Origin of the sequence: Microbacterium hydrocarbonoxydans (genome assembly GCF_011752045.1) — a bacterium.
Lineage (GTDB): Bacteria > Actinomycetota > Actinomycetes > Actinomycetales > Microbacteriaceae > Microbacterium.
On the sequence record NZ_JAAKXW010000001.1, the window covers coordinates 1,310,487 to 1,327,489 of the forward strand.

Here is a 17,003-nt window from a genome sequence, read left to right on the forward strand (position 1 = left end):
CCTTTCGAGGCGGGAGTCGGATGCCGGATACCGGGAGCGTTTCGTCTCGTCGCTCCGCTCCTCGCTCAACGACCGGGAGGGACCCGGTCGTTGAGCGAGAAGACGGTCGTCGAGCGAGCGAAGCGAGTCGAAACGCAGAGACGAAACGCCGTTACTGCTGCAGGTCGGGGTACAGCGGGAACGCGGCGGCGAGGGCGTCGACGCGGGCACGGAGCGCCTCGACATCGGCGCCGGGGAGCAGCGCGAGGGCGATGATGTCGGCGACCTCGGTGAACTCGGCGTCGCCGAACCCGCGGGTGGCGAGTGCCGGGGTGCCGATGCGCAGGCCGGAGGTGACCATCGGCGGGCGCGGGTCGTTCGGCACGGCGTTGCGGTTCACGGTGATGTGGATCTCGTGCAGGAGGTCCTCCGCCTGCTTGCCGTCGATCGCCGCGTCGCGCAGGTCGACGAGGACCAGGTGCACGTCGGTGCCGCCGGAGCGCACGCCGATGCCGGCATCCTTCACGTCCTGCTGCGAGAGGCGCTCGGCGAGGATGGCCGCACCGCGCAGGACGCGCTCCTGGCGCTCCTTGAACTCGGGGGTCGCCGCGAGCTTGAAGGCCGTGGCCTTGGCCGCGATGACGTGCATGAGCGGTCCGCCCTGCTGGCCCGGGAAGACGGCGGAGTTGATCTTCTTCGCGATCTCGGCGTCGTTGGTGAGGATGAAGCCCGAGCGCGGGCCGCCGATGGTCTTGTGCACGGTCGAGGAGACGACGTGGGCGTGCGGCACCGGGTTCGGGTGCAGGCCCGCGGCGACGAGGCCGGCGAAGTGCGCCATGTCGACCCAGAGGAGAGCGCCGACCTCGTCGGCGATCGCGCGGAACGCGGCGAAGTCGAGCGTGCGCGGGTAGGCCGACCAGCCGGCGATGATGACCTTCGGCTTGTGCTCGATGGCGAGGCGTCGCACCTCGTCCATGTCGATGGTGGAGGTCTCGGGGTTCACGCCGTAGGCGACGATGTCGTAGAGACGGCCGGAGAAGTTGATCTTCATGCCGTGGGTGAGGTGGCCGCCCTGGTCGAGCGAGAGGCCGAGCAGCGTGTCGCCGGGGCGGGCGATCGCGTGCAGCACGGCCGCGTTCGCGGAGGCGCCGGAGTGCGGCTGGACGTTCGCGAACTCCGAGCCGAAGAGGTCCTTCGCGCGCTGGATCGCGAGCTCCTCGGCGACGTCGACCTCCTCGCAGCCGCCGTAGTAGCGGCGGCCGGGGTAGCCCTCGGCGTACTTGTTGGTGAGCACCGAGCCCTGCGACTGCAGCACGGAGACGGGCACGAAGTTCTCGGATGCGATCATCTCGAGGAACGTCTGCTGGCGCTTGAGCTCGCGGTCGAGGACCTCGGCGATCTCGGGGTCGACCTCGGCGAGCGGGGCGTTGAAGTAACGGTCGGTCATGTGACGTGCTCCTCTGACAACGGATTCGAAAGGGATGCTTCCATCGGCCCAGGCGCGCGGTCGAATTCCGTGGTCAGTCGCTCCCCGGTGGTAGTCCACCCAGACGCCAGTCGCGACGGTTACGAGCATAGCGGATGCTGCGGGGAGCACTTCCCCTCTGTTACCCGCCCCACCTCGCACGGTAGGTTTTGTTCATGGTCCTTCCTCATCCCCTGCCGCTCGTGCCCGCGCCCGTGTCCGCCACCGCAGGGGAAGGACGGATGCCGGTCACCGCGGCGATCCGCGTGGCGGGTGACTCCCCGGCGGTGCCACAACTGATCGACGCGGTCGAGCGGCGCACCGGCATCCGCCTCGCACAGGCGGAAGCGCCTGCCGAGATCACCCTGCGCATCGACCCGGCAGTCGCTGCATCCGAGGGCTACACCCTCTCCGTCGGGGAGACCGCCGAGATCGTCGGCGCCGACGAGGCCGGACTGTTCTACGGCGTGCAGACGCTGCTGCAGCTCCTGCGCGAGGACGAGGACGGCAGCTGGAGCCTGCGACAGGCTGACGTCTCCGACGCCCCCCGCTTCCCGCGCCGGGGCGTGATGCTCGACGTCGCCAGGCACTTCTTCGGCGTCGACGACGTGAAGAGGTTCATCGACGCGGCGAGCGCGCTGAAGCTCAACCACCTGCACCTGCACCTCAGCGACGACCAGGGCTGGCGGATCGAGATCGCCTCCTGGCCGCTGCTCACCGAGCGCGCCGGGGCGACCGCGGCCGGCGGCGATCCGGGCGGCTTCTACACGAAGGACGACTACCGCGAGATCGTCGCCTACGCGGCATCCCGCCACATGATCGTGATCCCCGAGATCGACCTGCCCGGCCACACCCATGCGATCGGCGTCGCCTATCCGGAGCTCGTCGAGGCCCCCGTGCTCAACGACGAGCTCATCGCCGAGTCCGCGCGGCTCGGTCAGCCGCTGCCGGTGGCCGGTGAGCCCTACCTCGGCTGGGGCGTCGGTCATTCGAGTGTCCGCATCCACGAGGCCCGCGCCTACGACTTCGTCCGCGACGTCGTCCGCGAGCTCGCGAAGCTGACCCCGGGCCCGTACCTCCACGTCGGCGGCGACGAGTCGTTGGGCACCCCGCAGGCCGACTTCGACCTGTTCGCCGAACGGGTGACGGCCATCGTGGTCGAGGCGGGCAAGACGCCCGTCGCGTGGCACGAGATGGGCTCGGCGCCAGGCATCGCCGAGGGCACCGTGGGCCAGTACTGGGGCAGGACCACCCCGGAGGGCACGCACGCCGAGGAGGCCGCGCGCTTCGTCGAGCGCGGCGGGGCCCTCATCCTGTCCCCCTCGAACACCGCCTACCTCGACATGAAGTACGCGGAGGACTTCCCGCTCGGACTCGCCTGGGCTGGCGTCATCGACGTGCGCACGGCCTACGAGTGGGAGCCGACCGCGGTGCTCGACGTTCCGGATGCCGCCATCCTCGGCGTCGAGGCGCCGCTGTGGAGCGAGACGACCCGCACCCTCGCCGAGGTCGAGCGCCTCGCCTTCCCGCGCGCCGCCGCGCAGGCGGAGATCGCCTGGTCGCCGCGGGAGTCCCCGGAGCGCACCTGGGAGTCCTTCCGTGCGCGCCTCGGGGCCATGGCCCCGCTGTGGAAGGCTGAGGGAATCGACTTCCACCCGTCCGCCGAGATCACCTGGAGCGACCGATGACCGTGCACACCGCGACGACGGGCTCGCTCGTCATCCATTCCGCCCGACTGGTCGACGCGGGCGCCGTCGTCGAAGACGCCTGGGTCCGCGTCGAGGACGGCCGCGTCGCCGCCACCGGCACGGGCTCGGACTGGGCGCCCGCCGACGAGGTCGTCGACGCGGTCGCGACGGCCGGCCCCGGCGCGATCCTCACCCCGGGCTTCATCGACATCCACGGTCACGGCGGCGCCGGCGCGGCGTTCGACGACGGCGTGGAGGCGATCCGCACCGGGCGCGCCCTGCACCGGGAACACGGCACGACCCGCGCCGTGATCTCCCTGGTCACCGCTCCGCTGGACGCGCTGGCCCGGAGCGTGGCCGACATCGCGGAGCTGATGCGGACGGATGCCGACATCCTCGGCTCCCACCTCGAGGGGCCGTTCCTCGACCCCGGCCACCACGGTGCGCACGAGCCCTCACTGCTCCGCGCTCCCGTGGCCGCCGACGTGGAGCGGCTGCTGGAGGCCGGCCGCGGCACCGTGCGGCAGGTCACGATCGCGCCTGAGCTTCCCGGCGGGTTCGACGCCGTCCGGCTGATCGTGCAGGCGGGCGCGGCCGCCGCGGTCGGCCACACCGACGCGGATGCCGCGGTCGCCGTCGCGGCCTTCGAAGCGGGCGCCTCGATCCTCACGCATGCGTTCAACGGCATGAACGGCATCCACCACCGCGCCCCGGGGCCGGTGCTCGCCGCGGCATCCGATCACCGCGTGGTGCTGGAGGCGATCGCCGACAACGTGCACCTCGACCCGCTGGTGATCAGGCTGCTGTTCGACTCGGCTCCCGGCCGGGTCGCGCTGATCACCGACGCGATGGCCGCGGCGGGCAGCGCCGACGGCCACTACGACCTCGGCGCGGTCAGCGTGACCGTGAAGGACGGGATCGCCCGCGCCGACGACACCGGGTCGATCGCCGGCTCGACCCTCACGCAGGATGTCGCGCTGCGCCGTGCGGTGGCAGCAGGGGTCCCGCTCGCGGACGCCGTGCGTGCGCTGACCAGGACCCCGGCGGCCGCGATCGGCCTCGGGGCCTCGGTCGGCGGATTGAGTGCGGGATTCCCCGGCGACGCGGTGCTCCTGGATGCGGAGCTGCACGTCGTGGACGTACGGGTCGGCGCGCGCTGAGTCCCCTCGAGGGGGAGGCCGCCGGTCCCCAGATCGGCGGCCTCATCCCCAGAGCAGAGCGGGGGCCCGGTCGCTCCTCCCCTGCGTGCTCCCGGGCCACCCGACCGGTGCTGTTGCCCCCCTCGCACCGGCACCTCGGGCGCCGCCCCCCGGTGGCGCCCTCGGATGTCTCTACGAGGTGAGACGGAGGAGGCCGCCGTTCATTACGCGACTTCGCAGGATTTCTTCGAGGTTCTTCGAGCGATTCGACAGAAGAGGCCCCGGATCTGGGATTCTCCGATGTGAGATTTCTCCATGGATCTCGTCCCGGGGTGGTCAGAGCGGGAGATTCGAGAGAGAATGGACGACGCGCGTGATGAACAACCCCGTCATGCGTCTCTCCCTGTGGAGGCACACCTGCGCCCCACGACAGATGGATGACTGTGGACCACGAGAACACCCTGCCCGACGGAACGATCGCCGACTCCGACCTCGTCCTGCGCACCCGTTCGGGTGACGCGGAGGCGTTCGGCGAACTCTGGCGTCGGCATTACCCGTCCGGCATGGCGGTCGCCCGCTCCATCACCTCCTCCATCGACCCGGACGATCTCGTCCAGGAGTCGTACACGCGCATCTACCAGGCCATCGTCAAGGGCGGCGGCCCGAACGGCTCGTTCCGCGCCTATCTCTTCACGAGCATCCGCAACACCGCAGCGGCCTGGGGCCGTTCGCGCCGCGAGACGAACGTCGACGAACTCGACGCCGTCGCCGACCCGCACAGCACCGACCAGGCGGCGAACGAGGCGCTCGACCGCAGCCTCACCGCCCAGGCGTTCCGCAGCCTCCCGTCGCGCTGGCAGGAGGTGCTCTGGTACACCGAGATCGAGCAGATGAAGCCGCAGGAGGTGGCTCCCCTGCTCGGCATGAAGGCCGGGGCCGTGTCGCAGCTCGCCTTCCGCGCCCGCGAGGGGCTTCGCGAAGCGTGGATCCAGGCGCACCTGCGCAGCGCCGCCCCCGGATCCGAGTGCCAGTGGACGATCGAGCACCTCGGCGCCTACTCGCGCGGCAACCTCAGCACCCGCGATCACACCCGGCTGGAGAAGCATCTCGACGAGTGCGCGCGCTGCATGATCGTCGCGGCGGAGGCCAAGGACGTCTCCAGCCGCCTCGTCCTCGTGCTGCTCCCGCTCGTGCTCGGGGTCAGCGGGTCCGCCGGCTACCTCGCCACGCTCCAGGGCGGCGGCGCCCCGATCGTGGCGCTCGCGGCGATGCCGTCGGGCGTGATCGAGGGCGGCGTCACCGTCAGCGGAGCGGGCGTTGCGGGGATCGGCGCCGCGAGCGGCTCAACCTCGGGCGGCAGCGCCGGTGGCGCGTCCTCCGGCGGCCTCCTCACCGGGATGGGCGCCCTCGTCGGCGCCGGATCCGCCGCGCTCGTCGTCGCGGGCGTCGTCGCCGCCGTCGCGATCGTCCCCGGCCTGGCCGGAGCGAACCCGGCCACCTCGCTGCCGAACGCGGGCGACGGCGAATCGAGCTCGATCACGGCGGACGTCGGCCCCGACGAGTCGATGACGGTCGAGGAGCCTGTGGTGATCGAGGAGCCGGCGCCGACACCCGATCCGGCGCCGATCGTGGATCCGGTCGCGCCCGATCCTGCGCCCGCCCCCGAGTCCGCACCTGTGGTGAGCCAGCCGACCGCCCCCGTGGAGCCCGCTCCGGTCGACCCGGAGCCCGAACCCGAGCCGACCGAGCCGGCGGAGCCGACGGATCCCACCGAGCCGACCGATCCGACCGAGCCCACCGACCCGCCCGAGTCCACGGTCCCCGAAGGATCGCCCACGTTCGGCGAGAGCACCACGTACCTCGATGTCCAGACGCTCACCCTCTTCTTCGAGATCCCCGTGAGCGGCGAGCCCGATGCGATCGTCCGCACCACCCTCGACGAGGCCGTCCAGGATCTCCCCCTCGGCGACGACGGCGCCGCGCTCCTGGAGCTGCACCCCACCTGGCAGCAGGTCTGCGAGGACGCCCCTGTGACCTACTCCTATGTCTCCGGAGAGACGATCGGAGACGTCGTCACGACGAGCATCCAGACCATCGCCGACCTCCCGCAGCTCCCGGGACTCTGCCAGAACTCCTTCTGAGCGTGCAGACCTCCCTCTGAGCGTGCACCACGATCGCGCAGCCGGGCGGCCCGCGCACCCCGAATAGACTGGGAGCATGCCCCAGGAATCCAGCTCCGTCCCCGGCGTCGAACGCCCGAACATCTCCGCGCTGGACGTCGTCCGGGCCGTCGTCCTGATCATCGCGATCGGCACGCTCGCCCTCTGGGGCTTCGCCACCTGGCCGCTGCCGTGGAACATCATCCTCGGGATCGGCGCACCGCTCGTGGTGCTGCTCGTCTGGGCGCTGTTCCTCTCTCCGAAGCCGGTGCTGCGCCTGCATCCGTTCCTGCGCGCGGCGGTCGAGCTGCTCATCTACGTCGGCGTGACGATCGCCTGGTGGCTGATGGACCAGCCCGTCATCGGCGTCGCCTTCGCGGTGGTCGCCGTCGGCGTCGGCGTGGTGAGCGGGCGACGCAGCCTCTCATGAGCGCCCTCGAGCTGCTCACTGCCGCCCTCGGCGATCTCGTCGACGTCTCCCCGGCCGCTCTCGAGGCCGCGCGTGCCGATCACTCCGGTCACTCCTCACCGGGCCGGCCCCTCGCGGTCGTGCACGCGGAGACCGTCGAACACGTCCAGCAGGTCCTGCGCATCGCGACCGAGACCCGCACCCCCGTCGTCGTCCGCGGCGCGGGCACCGGTCTCGCCGGGGCGGCGAACGGCGGCGCCGGCGAGATCGTCCTCTCCACGCTGCGGATGACGGCGGTGCGCGAGATCCGCGCCGACGACCTGCTCGCCGTGGTGGAGCCGGGCATCCTCAACGCCGATCTCAACGACATCCTCGCCGCGCACGGCCTGTGGTGGGCGCCCGATCCCGCCAGCCGCGCGATCTCCACGGTCGGCGGCAACATCGCCACCGGCGCCGGCGGGCTGCTCTGCGCGAAGTACGGGGTGGTGCGCGATGCGGTCCTCGGCGTGGATCTCGTGCTCTCCGACGGGCGCCTCCTCCATCTCGGGCACCGCAGCGTGAAGGGCGTCACCGGGCTCGACCTGACCTCACTCGTGATCGGCTCCGAGGGCACCCTCGGGGTCGTCGTGGGCGCCACATTGAAGCTCCGCCGGCTCATCGAGGGCGGCACCTGCACGATCGCCGCGACGTTCCCCGACGTGCGCACCGCCGCCGCAGCATCCGCCGCCGTCACCGCCGCGGGCGTGCAGCCGGCGATCATGGAGCTGATGGATGCCGCGAGCCTGGCCGCCGTCGCCTCGCTGCTCGAGCTCCCTCCCTTCCCCGCGGGCAGCGCGCAGCTGACGATCCAGACCGACGGCCCCGCCGCAGCATCCGAGGCCGACACGATCGCCGCGGTCCTCCGCGCCCACGGCGGCGACACCCAGGTGTCCCACGATCGCGAGGAGGGCGAACGGCTCCTCGCCGTCCGCCGCGCGATGCACCCCGCGATGGCCGCGCTCGGCACGAACCTCATCGAGGACGTCTCGGTGCCGCGCAGCGCGATGCCCGCGATGTTCGACGAGATCGCCCGCATCGAACGGGACTTCGGCCTGACCATCCCGACGGTCGCGCACGCCGGCGACGGCAACCTGCACCCCAACTTCATCTTCGAGGGCGCCGAGCCCCCCGCGCACATCTGGGCGGCCGCTGACGAGCTCTTCCGCGCCGCGATCGCGCTCGGCGGCACCCTCACCGGTGAGCACGGCATCGGAGTCCTGAAGAGCCGCTGGCTCGCCGACGAGCTCGGCGAGGAGCAGTGGGAGCTGCAGCGGCAGATCACCCGGGTCTTCGATCCGCTCGGCATCCTGAACCCGGGAAAGGTGTTCGCGCGTGCCTGACATCCTCGTCAGCGCCGCCGTGATCACCGACGACGACGGGCGCGTGCTCGTCGTCCGCAAGCAGGGCACTGTGCGGTTCATGCAGCCCGGCGGCAAGCCGGAGCCGGGTGAGACCCCCGCGCAGACTCTCATCCGGGAGCTCCACGAGGAGCTCGGGCTGCTGCTCGACGAGGGCGATCTCGAACCGCTCGGAACGTTCGTCTCCGAGGCGGCGAACGAGCCGGGTCACCGGGTCGTCGCCGAGGCGTTCGCCACCTCGATCGACCCGGCGTCGGTCGCTGTCCAGGCCGAGCTCGCCGAGCTCCGCTGGATCACCGCCGGGGACGTCGAGACGCTGCCGCTCGCCCCGCTGAGCACGGAGCACCTGCTCCCGATCGCCTGGCCGTCGCTGCGCGACTGAGCACCGCGCGGGCCTCACGCCCCCGCGGAGCCCGGCGGATCAGATGCCCTGCCAGGCCGGCTTGTTCGCGAACGTGTAGCGGTAGTAGTCAGCGAGCTTCAGCTTCGACGCCGCCGCCTCGTCCACGACGACCGTCGCATGCGGGTGCAGCTGGATCGCGGAGCCGGGCAGGAACGCAGTGAGCGGGCCCTCGACGGCGTCCGCGACCGCCTGCGCCTTGCCAGCGCCGAAGGCGAGCAGCACGAGGTGCCGCGCCCGGAGGATGGTGCCGAGTCCCTGGGTGATGCAGTGCCGCGGCACGTCGTCGACGGAGTCGAAGAACCGCGCGTTGTCCTCGCGGGTCTGCTCGGTGAGCGTCTTCACCCGCGTGCGGGACGCGAACGACGAGCCGGGCTCGTTGAAGCCGATGTGACCGTCGGTGCCGATGCCGAGGATCTGGATGTCGACGCCTCCGGCCGCCTCGATCGCGGCCTCGTAGTCGTCGCCGGCGCGCTGGATGGTCGCCTCCGCCCCGTTCGGGACGTGGATGCGGCGCGGATCCAGACCGAGCGGCTCCACGACCTCGCGGGTGATCACGGAGCGGTAGCTCTCCGGGTGGGCCGGGTCCAGGCCGACGTACTCGTCAAGGGCGAAGCCGCGCACCTGCGAGACGTCACGGCCGGCGAGCTGCGCGCGCAGCGCCTGGTACACGGGGAGCGGCGTGGACCCGGTCGCGAGGCCGAGCACGGCATCCGGTCGCCCTTCGATGAGCTCGACGATCTCCTCTGCGACGAGCGCGCCCGCCGCTTCGGCGTTCTCGACGATGACGACTTCAGCCATGGGACACGATCTCCTTCGAAGGTATGGATGCGCCCACCATGGCCGCACCGAATGCCGCCGCAGGGGACCCCGCGGGGAGCAGCTCGATTCTCTCATCCAGGTGCAGTGAGCGCATGAACGGCGAAGCCTCGGCCCCTGCCAGCAGGGCGGCGCGGATGCCGTCCTCCAGGCGGGCGCCGAGGGCAGTCAGGCCGCCGCCGATGATGACGCGCTCCACGTCCGCGGAGAGCACGAGGACGCGGACGCCGGCGGCGGCGCCCTGGTAGAGGCCCGCCTCCAGCAGGAGCGCGTCAGGGTCTCCGGCGTCGGCGGCGACGAGCAGGTCGCGCACCGGGAGGTCGCCGGGGCGACCCCAGGCCCTCGCCAGCGCTCCCCCGCCGCAGAACGTCTCGATGCAGCCGCGCTGTCCGCAGCCGCAGAGACGTCCGTTCGGGTCGACGGAGAGGTGCCCGACCTCACCGGCGATGCCTCGGGAGCCGCGCCAGATGCGCCCGTCCACGACGATCCCGGCGGCGACGCCCGTGCCCAGGTTCAGGTAGGCCATCGCCCCCTCGGCGCCGCTGAGCGCCGCCGCGCCCAGGGCCGCGGCCTTGACGTCGTTCTCCACCCGGAACGGCACGCCGAGTCGCTCGCCCGCGCGCGCTGCGAGGTCGAGCGACTCGACCCCGAGGTTCACGGCGTGCAGCACCCGGCCGCTGTCGGCATCGACGAGTCCCGGGATGCCGACGCCTGCGGAGGCGACGTCGGAGAGGTCGAACCCGGTCTCCTCGGCGAGCGCGGAGACGGCGTCGACGATCGATGAGACCACCGCGGCCTCGCCCCAGCCGGTGGGCCGGCGGAGGCGCCCGGCGATCTCCCCTTCCGGAGAGACGGCGACCGCGTCGATCTTCGTGCCGCCGACGTCGAGGCCGACCCTGATACGGGTCACGAGACTCCCAGCTGCCCGGAGAGGACCATCACCGCGGCGCCGCGCAGCACGATGTCGTCCTGCTGCGTCAGGCGGATCGCCACGTCCTCGAAGACGCCCTCGAGCGTGCGTGCGTGCAGCGTCTCGACGGCGGCCTCGACGAGAGTGCCGTCGAGCAGGTCGGCCGGACCGGAGAGCACCACCTCGGAGAGGTCGAGGGCGGCGACGATGGGCGCGGTGCCGATCGCCATGCGGGTGCCGGCATCGCGGAGGATCTCCTCGCGGGCATCCGGGTCGGCGTCGATCGCGCCGCGCAGGCGGCTGACGCTGAGCCAGGCCTCCAGGCAGCCGTCCTTGCCGCACGCGCAGCGCGGGCCGCCGTCGGTGCCGACGACGACGTGGCCGATCTCCCCCGCGGCGAATCGGCTGCCGAGCAGCGGCTGGCTGCCGGTGATCAGGCCGGCGCCGACACCGCGCCCGATCTTGATGAGCATGAAGTCGGTCTTCGCCTCGCCGAAGGTGTACTCGGCGAGCACGGCCGCGTTCGCGTCGTTGCGCACCAGCACGGGCAGGTCGAGGTCGACGCCGAGCTTCGCCTCGAGCGGGAGATTCGTCCAGCCGAGGTTCGGCGAGCTCAGCACGACGCCGTCTGGGCGGACGACGCCGGGGGTGCCGATGCCGACGCCGAGGATCGGCTTGGCCGCCGCGGCGACGAGGGAGCGGGCGAGCTCGAGGGTGGCCGCATAGACGACCTCGCCGTCCGGCTGCTCCGGTCGCGCCACTTCCCGGCGCTCCAGGACGTCGCCGTCGAGGCTGAGCACGGCGCCGACGAAGGCGCTGGGGCCGGAGAGGTCGATCCCGATGATCTGGTGGCCTGCGCGATCGATGTCGATGAGGATCGGCGGCTTGCCGGGGCCCACAGTCTCCCGGATGCCGATCTCGACCACGATGCCGTCGGCGATGAACTCGGCGACGAGGTCGGAGATCGTGACGCGGGTGAGCCCGGTCTCGCGGGACAGGTCGGCACGGCTCATGGCACCCGAGTGGTACAGCGTCTGCAGCACGAGGGCCCGGTTGTGCCCGCGGGCGTGCTCCGGAAGCACCTTGGAGCGGGAGCGCAGATGCCGCCCCGGCCCGAAGACGTGGGAGCTGGCGCCGGTGTAGTCGCTCGGCGCCGTCGGACGCGTGTCATCGGATACGGACATATTTGTTAGTAGACCTTACGAACAGGATTTTCGCAAGCCCTGGCTGCGTTCGGCGTGGCGAGGATCCCCGGATGGCCGGCGGAGGAGGGCGTCGTCACCGAAGAGCCCTCCCGCTCGACGAGCCGGGCCACGAGTCCCGCCACGATGTCCTCCCTCGCGGCGACGGTGAGCGGCTTCCCCGGCACTCCCGGGCGCCGCTGCGCAGGCTCCGGCCCGTCCAGGGGACGGTAACGCACCCCGGCGGCCCCGAGTCTGCGCAGCTGCACGGGCAGCCGCCGCGCGAACTCCGCGTACGGGCGCGGGTCTCCCCCGTCCCAGAGGCGCTCGGCGATCGCGGAGAGCCGCGGGAACATCGCGAAGTCGACGCGGTCGCGCGTCGGCAGATGCTCGGTCCACACGTTCGCCTGGCCGCCGGCCGCACCCGCCTCGACCCGGAGCGAGTAGGCGCGCTCGATCGTCAGCGGCGGCCCGACGCGGATCGGCTCCTCCGCGGAGTCCGACTGCGGATAGTCGAGATAGACCTCCAGGTCCGGGCAGGCGATGACCGGGATGCCGCGGCGCAGAGCCTCGCGCATCGCGACCGGTCCGCGCCAGGCGAGCACCTGCACACCCTCGGGGACGTCGCCCTCCAGCACCTCGTCCCAGGCGAGGGCGATGCGGCCCCGACTGCGGACGTGAGCCGCGAACTGCGCGGTGAACCAGGGCTGCACGTCATGCGGCGTCTCGAGGCCGAGCTCGCGCATCCGCTCCCGTGCGGCCGCGCTCGCCTCCCACTCCGCGACCGGCACCTCGTCGCCGCCGATCCCGATCCACGGGGAGTCGAAGAGCTCGCACAGCGCATCGATCGCCGCTCGCCCGAATGCGAGCGACGCCTCCGTGGGCGCGAGCGTCCGGGGATTGACGCCGAAGCGCTCCCACGGCGAGGTCACCGGCTCCCCCGCATCCCCGTTGCCGAGCTCCGGATAGGCGGCGAGGGCGGCCTGGATGTGCCCCGGCAGCTCCACCTCCGGCACGACGGTCACACAGCGCTCGGCAGCGTACGCCACGAGATCGCGGAGCTCGGCATCCGAGTAGAACCCCTCGTGGACACCGGGTTCCACCGTCGCGAGCGGGCCGTGGCCCCGCTGCGTGGCCTCGCGGCGGGCCCCCACCTCGGTGACGCGAGGGTAGCCGGGCACCGCGAACCGCCAGCCCTGGTCGTCTGTGAGATGCAGGTGCAGCACGTTGAGGTGATGCTCGGCGAGCAGGTCGACGAGACGGCGCAGGTCCTCCGCCGGACGGAAGTGCCTGGCGACGTCGAGCATGGCGCCGCGCCACCGGTACGCGGGAGCGCCCTGCCAGACGCCGGCCGGGATGCGCGCCGGCAGGCCCTCGGGCGCCCGCAGCTGACGGAGCGTGGTGGCGCCGCGGAACACCCCGGAGGCCGTCGCTCCGCGGATCTCCACGCCGTCCGCGGCGACCGTGATCCGGAACGCCTCGGCGCCGATCCTGCCGCGGAACGCGTCGTCGGCGGCGAGCGCGGGGTCGACGACCAGCGCGATGGCCGGTGCCGAGGCATCCGCCCGCCCCTCCCCGGCGAGCCGCGCCCGGCTGCCGGCGAGTTCGTCCGCTCCGGTCACGGGGGTCTGCGGCGTCCACGCGAACGGCGCGTCCTCCGGATCGACGACGCCCTCGATTCTCGGCACGGTCGCGCGGTGCGGCGGCGGCGGCATCCGCAGCGCGCCACCCGGCGTGGCGCCGGTGACCTGGCCGTCGCGGACGACGGGGATGCCGCCGACGAGCACCTCGATCACGCCGACGGGGTTCTCGAAGGGCTCCTCGAACGTGGCGCCGGCGGCGACGGTGTCCGGGTCGAACAGGACGAGGTCCGCGGTCGCCCCGGGGCGGATGACGCCGCGCGGGGCGTCGCCGCGGTGGAGTCCGAGACGGGCGGCCGGGGTTCCGGAGAGGTGCCGCACCGCCTCCTCCAGCGTGAGGATGCCGAGCTCGCGCACGTAGTGGCCGAGGTAGCGCGCGAAGGTGCCGCGGCCACGTGGGTGCGGACGCGCCCCGATCAGGATGCCGTCGCTGCCTGCGCTGTGCCGCGGGTGGCGCATGATGGCGCGGACGTTGTCCTCGTCGCCGACGTGCATCAGGATGCCGGTCGCACCGCCGTCCTCCACGATCGTGTCCAGCACCACGTCCACGGCGCGACGGCCCTCGTCGCCGGCGATCTCGGCGATCGTGCGCCCGACCAGCCCTGCGAGCGCGGGGTTCCCCGTCCCGGCGATCTGGATCGCCGTCCAGTCCGCGCGCTCCCCGTGGAAGCCGTCGCAGCCGACCTCCTCCAGTTCCACCCGCACGGCCTCGCGGCCTGCAGCATCCAGGGCCGCGATCGTGCCGAGCAGGTCGCCGCTCTCCGAGAGCCGGCTGGGCAGCAGCGCGGCGAGCGTGGTCGCCCCGGGGAGATAGGGGTAAGTGTCGAGCGTGACGTCGACGCCGTCGGCGATGGCCTCGTCGACGAGCGCGAGCAGTTCGGCCGCGCGTCCGCGGTTCGGTGCGAAGTTCATCGTGGCGTGGGTGAGGTGGATCGGGCACCCGGTGCGGCGCCCGATGTCGAGCACCTCCCGATAGGCGTCCAGAGCCCCGCCGCCGTAGCTGCGCGTGTGCGGCGCCCAGTAGCCGCCGCGCTCGGCGACGATGCGGCACAGCGCCTCCAGCTCGGCGGTGTCCGCATACATCCCGGGCGTGTACGTGAGCCCGCTGGACATCCCGAAGGCGCCCTCGTCGAGCGCCTCCCCGAGCATCCGCTGCATGGTCGCGATCTCGTCGGCCGTGGCCGGGCGGTTCTCGTGGCCGACCACGATCATGCGCAGGTTCCCCTGCGGGACCAGCACGGCGGCGTTCGCGACGGCCGCGGCGTCGACGGCCGCCAGCTGGTCGGCGATGGAGCGCCAGGGCATCGAGGCCGGCGTCCCGTTCCAGCCGGCGATCTGAGCCGGGATCACGGATGCCGCGGCCTCGTCGAGGGGCGCGTAACCGAGGCCGTCCTGACCGAGCACCTCGCAGGTCACGCCCTGCCTGATCTTCGCGGTGTGCGCCGCCCCGTCGAGGACGGCGAGGTCGCTGTGCGCGTGCATGTCGATGAAGCCGGGAGCGAGCACGAGTCCCGTCGCCTCCACCTCCACCGCGTGCTGCGGCAGCGCGAGGCCGGTGGCGTCGCCCTCGCGGACGATCGCCACGACCCGCGCCCCCTCGACGGCCACGTCCGCGATGTAGCGGGCGTCGCCGGTGCCGTCGACCACCGTCGCGCCACGGTACACGCGCACCGGCTTCTCGGAGCTGAGCACCACGTCGACGGGGTGATCCGTGTTTTGTACAGGCATCTAACAACGCTACTAGGCTGGCGGTATGACTGCGAAGATCCGTGTCTCGACCGACGCCGCCCCCGCTCCCGCGCACACCTTCTCCCAGGGCGTCCGCAAGGGGCCGATCGTCCAGGTCTCCGGGCAGGGCCCTGTCGACCCCGCGACGAGCGAGTACCTGTTCCCCGGCGACGTCGCGGCCCAGACCACCCGCACCCTGGAGAACGTGAAGGCGATCGTCGAGGCCTCCGGCGCGACCTTCGACGACGTCGTGATGCTCCGCGTCTATCTCACCAAGCGCGAGGACTTCCCGATCATGAACGAGGCGTACGGCGCCTTCGTCACCGCGCACACCTCGGGAGACGTGCTGCCGGCGCGCACCACGGTGTTCACCGGCCTGCCGCGCGAGGAGATGCTCGTCGAGATCGACGCTCTCGCCGTCGTCGACTGACCCCGCGGAGGCTGCGGAAGGGGCCGCGGACCGTTGCCTCCTCGTTACCTGCGATCCCGTACGATTGGTCCCAGGTGCACGTTGATTGCCGGGGGGTGAAGTTCGTGACCGATCTCATTTCTGCGCCGGACGCAGGAACCTCGAAGCTGCCGGAGTCGCCCTCCGCCGCCGACGAGACGGCGACGGCCGTTCTCACGCCCGCCGACGGCGTTGCGTCGGAGGACGTCGCGCCGCCGTCCGACGGCGACCAGCCGCTGGCCTGGGCGCCGGTCGAGCCGCGCCCGAAGCGGAAGCGCGTCGGCCTGTGGGTCGGAATCGGCGTCGGAGCCCTCGCGCTCGGAGCCGGAGCGGCCTCGCTGATCCTCATCGCCCCGGGAACCACCGTCGCCGGCATCCCGGTGGGGTTCATGACCCCCGGCGCCGCCGCTGAGGCGATCAGCACGCACCTCGCCGAGACCGAGATCACGCTGACCGGAGCGGGCGAGGACATCGTCCTCACCGGTGCCGACCTGGGCGCGGCCATGGACGCCCGCGGCCTCGCCGACGAGGCGTTCGCCTCCCGGCCACTGTGGAACATCGGCGCGTGGATGGGCGAGCCGATCGCCGGCGAGATCGTCCTGGATCCGGAGACGGCCGACAGCGCGCTGCGCAAGGCTGTGCCGTCCAGCTACGCCGACCCCGTGGACGCCGGCGTGGTGTTCGACGCCGCCACGGGCGCCTACGTGACCACCCCGTCGGAGACGGGCACCGGCATCGACATCGACGACCTCACCGCGGCGATCGCCGACACGGTCGCGGACGGCGGCAGGACCCTCGAGTTCCCCGGCGGGCCGGCGGAGGCCCAGCCCGCGATCAGCGACGAGGATGCCGCGACCACCGCCGCGTCCCTGAACACGCTGCTCGGCTCCATCGGCTTCTACGTGGGCGAGGAGCGCACGGTGCCCATCGATCCGGCGACGGCCGCGTCGTGGCTCACGATCGTCGACGAGGACGGGCAGCTCCGGATCGAGGCCGACGAGACGGCCATCCAGGCGACCGTCGACGCGCTCCCCGCGGCCGTGAACCGGGCTCCGGTCGATGCCGCGACCATCGTCAACTCCTCCGGCGCCGTGCTCCGCGACGAGGCCGCCGGCCAGGTCGGCCGCGCACTGGGCGACACCTCCGACGTCGCCGCGGACTTCGCCGCCCAGCTCGAGAAGGGTGAGGGTGCGTTCGCGCTCGAGGTCGAGGAGGTGCCCTTCGCCAGCGTCGCGATCGTCCGCACGATCGACGTCGACCTGGGCAGCCAGACCCTCTCGCTCCTCGAGAACGGCAACGTCATCGACTCGTGGAGGATCTCCTCGGGCGTCGACGGGTGGGAGACCGAGACCGGGAACTACACGATCAACTGGAAGCTCAACAGCCAGAACATGGGCAACCAGGACCTCACGAAAGCGCCCGGCTACTACCAGCCGAACGTGAAATGGGTCATGTACTTCAACGGCGACCAGGCCCTGCACGGCGTGTACTGGCACAGCAACTTCGGCCGCCGGATGAGCCACGGCTGCGTCGGCATGCCCGAATGGCAGGCCAAGAAGGTCTTCGACTGGGCGCCGCAGGGCGTGGAGATCTCCGTCCACTACTGAGACACGCACCGCGGCGACACTGCGATCCGCACCG

Annotated in this window: 13 protein-coding genes and 1 riboswitch; of the genes, 8 read left to right on the top strand and 5 right to left on the bottom strand. The window is 72.2% G+C overall.

The window, feature by feature from the left end:
* Nucleotides 1–151: 151 nt before the first annotated feature.
* Nucleotides 152–1,426: a serine hydroxymethyltransferase gene (glyA, locus tag G6G98_RS06215; RefSeq protein ID WP_164233194.1), complete on the bottom strand. Its 1,275-nt coding sequence runs from the start codon at nt 1,424–1,426 to the stop codon at nt 152–154.
* A gap of 39 nt (nt 1,427–1,465) precedes the next feature.
* A riboswitch (ZMP/ZTP riboswitch) is annotated at nt 1,466–1,550 on the bottom strand.
* A 70-nt stretch (nt 1,551–1,620) separates the two neighbouring features.
* Here glyA and G6G98_RS06220 point away from each other — a divergent pair.
* The 6 genes from G6G98_RS06220 to G6G98_RS06245 all read left to right on the top strand — a co-directional run bounded on the left by G6G98_RS06220 (nt 1,621) and on the right by G6G98_RS06245 (nt 8,618).
* On the top strand, nt 1,621–3,132 hold the full coding sequence (locus G6G98_RS06220; RefSeq protein WP_164233192.1) for a family 20 glycosylhydrolase: 1,512 nt from the start codon (nt 1,621–1,623) through the stop codon (nt 3,130–3,132).
* Nucleotides 3,129–4,292: an N-acetylglucosamine-6-phosphate deacetylase gene (locus G6G98_RS06225; RefSeq protein ID WP_164233189.1), complete on the top strand. Its 1,164-nt coding sequence runs from the start codon at nt 3,129–3,131 to the stop codon at nt 4,290–4,292. The genes G6G98_RS06220 and G6G98_RS06225 overlap by 4 nt, the downstream gene beginning before the upstream one ends.
* A 416-nt stretch (nt 4,293–4,708) precedes the next feature.
* Nucleotides 4,709–6,412, top strand: coding sequence for a sigma-70 family RNA polymerase sigma factor (locus tag G6G98_RS06230; RefSeq protein ID WP_164233187.1), 1,704 nt, complete (start codon nt 4,709–4,711; stop codon nt 6,410–6,412).
* 76 nt (nt 6,413–6,488) lie between these two features.
* Entirely contained in the window at nt 6,489–6,860 is a 372-nt protein-coding gene (locus G6G98_RS06235) for a YrdB family protein (RefSeq protein WP_067349761.1), read from the top strand.
* Nucleotides 6,857–8,218, top strand: coding sequence for an FAD-binding oxidoreductase (locus tag G6G98_RS06240; RefSeq protein WP_166706066.1), 1,362 nt, complete (start codon nt 6,857–6,859; stop codon nt 8,216–8,218). Before G6G98_RS06235 ends, G6G98_RS06240 begins: the two co-directional genes overlap by 4 nt.
* Complete coding sequence (locus tag G6G98_RS06245; RefSeq protein ID WP_067349756.1) at nt 8,211–8,618, top strand: NUDIX hydrolase; 408 nt, start codon at nt 8,211–8,213, stop codon at nt 8,616–8,618. Before G6G98_RS06240 ends, G6G98_RS06245 begins: the two co-directional genes overlap by 8 nt.
* Before the next feature lie 39 nt (nt 8,619–8,657).
* Here the strand turns inward: G6G98_RS06245 and nagB are convergent, their stop codons facing one another.
* From nagB to G6G98_RS06265, 4 genes are read right to left on the bottom strand one after another with little or no spacing between them, the layout of a single operon-like run.
* On the bottom strand, nt 8,658–9,437 hold the full coding sequence (nagB, locus tag G6G98_RS06250; RefSeq protein ID WP_067349753.1) for a glucosamine-6-phosphate deaminase: 780 nt from the start codon (nt 9,435–9,437) through the stop codon (nt 8,658–8,660).
* Complete coding sequence (locus G6G98_RS06255; RefSeq protein WP_164233177.1) at nt 9,430–10,356, bottom strand: ROK family protein; 927 nt, start codon at nt 10,354–10,356, stop codon at nt 9,430–9,432. The genes nagB and G6G98_RS06255 overlap by 8 nt, the downstream gene beginning before the upstream one ends.
* 5 nt (nt 10,357–10,361) lie before the next feature.
* Nucleotides 10,362–11,549, bottom strand: a complete 1,188-nt coding sequence (locus G6G98_RS06260) for an ROK family transcriptional regulator (RefSeq protein ID WP_164233135.1) — start codon at nt 11,547–11,549, stop codon at nt 10,362–10,364.
* A 5-nt stretch (nt 11,550–11,554) separates the two neighbouring features.
* Complete coding sequence (locus G6G98_RS06265) at nt 11,555–14,914, bottom strand: family 20 glycosylhydrolase (RefSeq protein ID WP_164233133.1); 3,360 nt, start codon at nt 14,912–14,914, stop codon at nt 11,555–11,557.
* 25 nt (nt 14,915–14,939) lie between these two features.
* Between G6G98_RS06265 and G6G98_RS06270 the strand changes: the two genes are divergently transcribed.
* Both G6G98_RS06270 and G6G98_RS06275 read left to right on the top strand, forming a co-directional pair.
* Nucleotides 14,940–15,344: a RidA family protein gene (locus tag G6G98_RS06270; RefSeq protein WP_164233131.1), complete on the top strand. Its 405-nt coding sequence runs from the start codon at nt 14,940–14,942 to the stop codon at nt 15,342–15,344.
* Nucleotides 15,345–15,448: 104 nt separating this feature from the next.
* Nucleotides 15,449–16,969 (top strand): L,D-transpeptidase family protein, encoded by a 1,521-nt coding sequence (locus G6G98_RS06275; RefSeq protein WP_243842021.1) that lies wholly within the window; start codon nt 15,449–15,451, stop codon nt 16,967–16,969.
* The last annotated feature ends 34 nt before the right edge of the window (nt 16,970–17,003 follow it).

What these genes read in the sequence shown, in the direction of transcription:
- glyA (WP_164233194.1), bottom strand. Translation starts at nt 1,426, where the DNA reads ATGACCGACCGTTACTTCAACGCCCCGCTCGCCGAGGTCGACCCCGAG.
- G6G98_RS06220 (WP_164233192.1), top strand. Translation starts at nt 1,621, where the DNA reads ATGGTCCTTCCTCATCCCCTGCCGCTCGTGCCCGCGCCCGTGTCCGCC.
- G6G98_RS06225 (WP_164233189.1), top strand. Translation starts at nt 3,129, where the DNA reads ATGACCGTGCACACCGCGACGACGGGCTCGCTCGTCATCCATTCCGCC.
- G6G98_RS06230 (WP_164233187.1), top strand. Translation starts at nt 4,709, where the DNA reads ATGACTGTGGACCACGAGAACACCCTGCCCGACGGAACGATCGCCGAC.
- G6G98_RS06235 (WP_067349761.1), top strand. Translation starts at nt 6,489, where the DNA reads ATGCCCCAGGAATCCAGCTCCGTCCCCGGCGTCGAACGCCCGAACATC.
- G6G98_RS06240 (WP_166706066.1), top strand. Translation starts at nt 6,857, where the DNA reads ATGAGCGCCCTCGAGCTGCTCACTGCCGCCCTCGGCGATCTCGTCGAC.
- nagB (WP_067349753.1), bottom strand. Translation starts at nt 9,437, where the DNA reads ATGGCTGAAGTCGTCATCGTCGAGAACGCCGAAGCGGCGGGCGCGCTC.
- G6G98_RS06260 (WP_164233135.1), bottom strand. Translation starts at nt 11,549, where the DNA reads ATGTCCGTATCCGATGACACGCGTCCGACGGCGCCGAGCGACTACACC.
- G6G98_RS06265 (WP_164233133.1), bottom strand. Translation starts at nt 14,914, where the DNA reads ATGCCTGTACAAAACACGGATCACCCCGTCGACGTGGTGCTCAGCTCC.
- G6G98_RS06270 (WP_164233131.1), top strand. Translation starts at nt 14,940, where the DNA reads ATGACTGCGAAGATCCGTGTCTCGACCGACGCCGCCCCCGCTCCCGCG.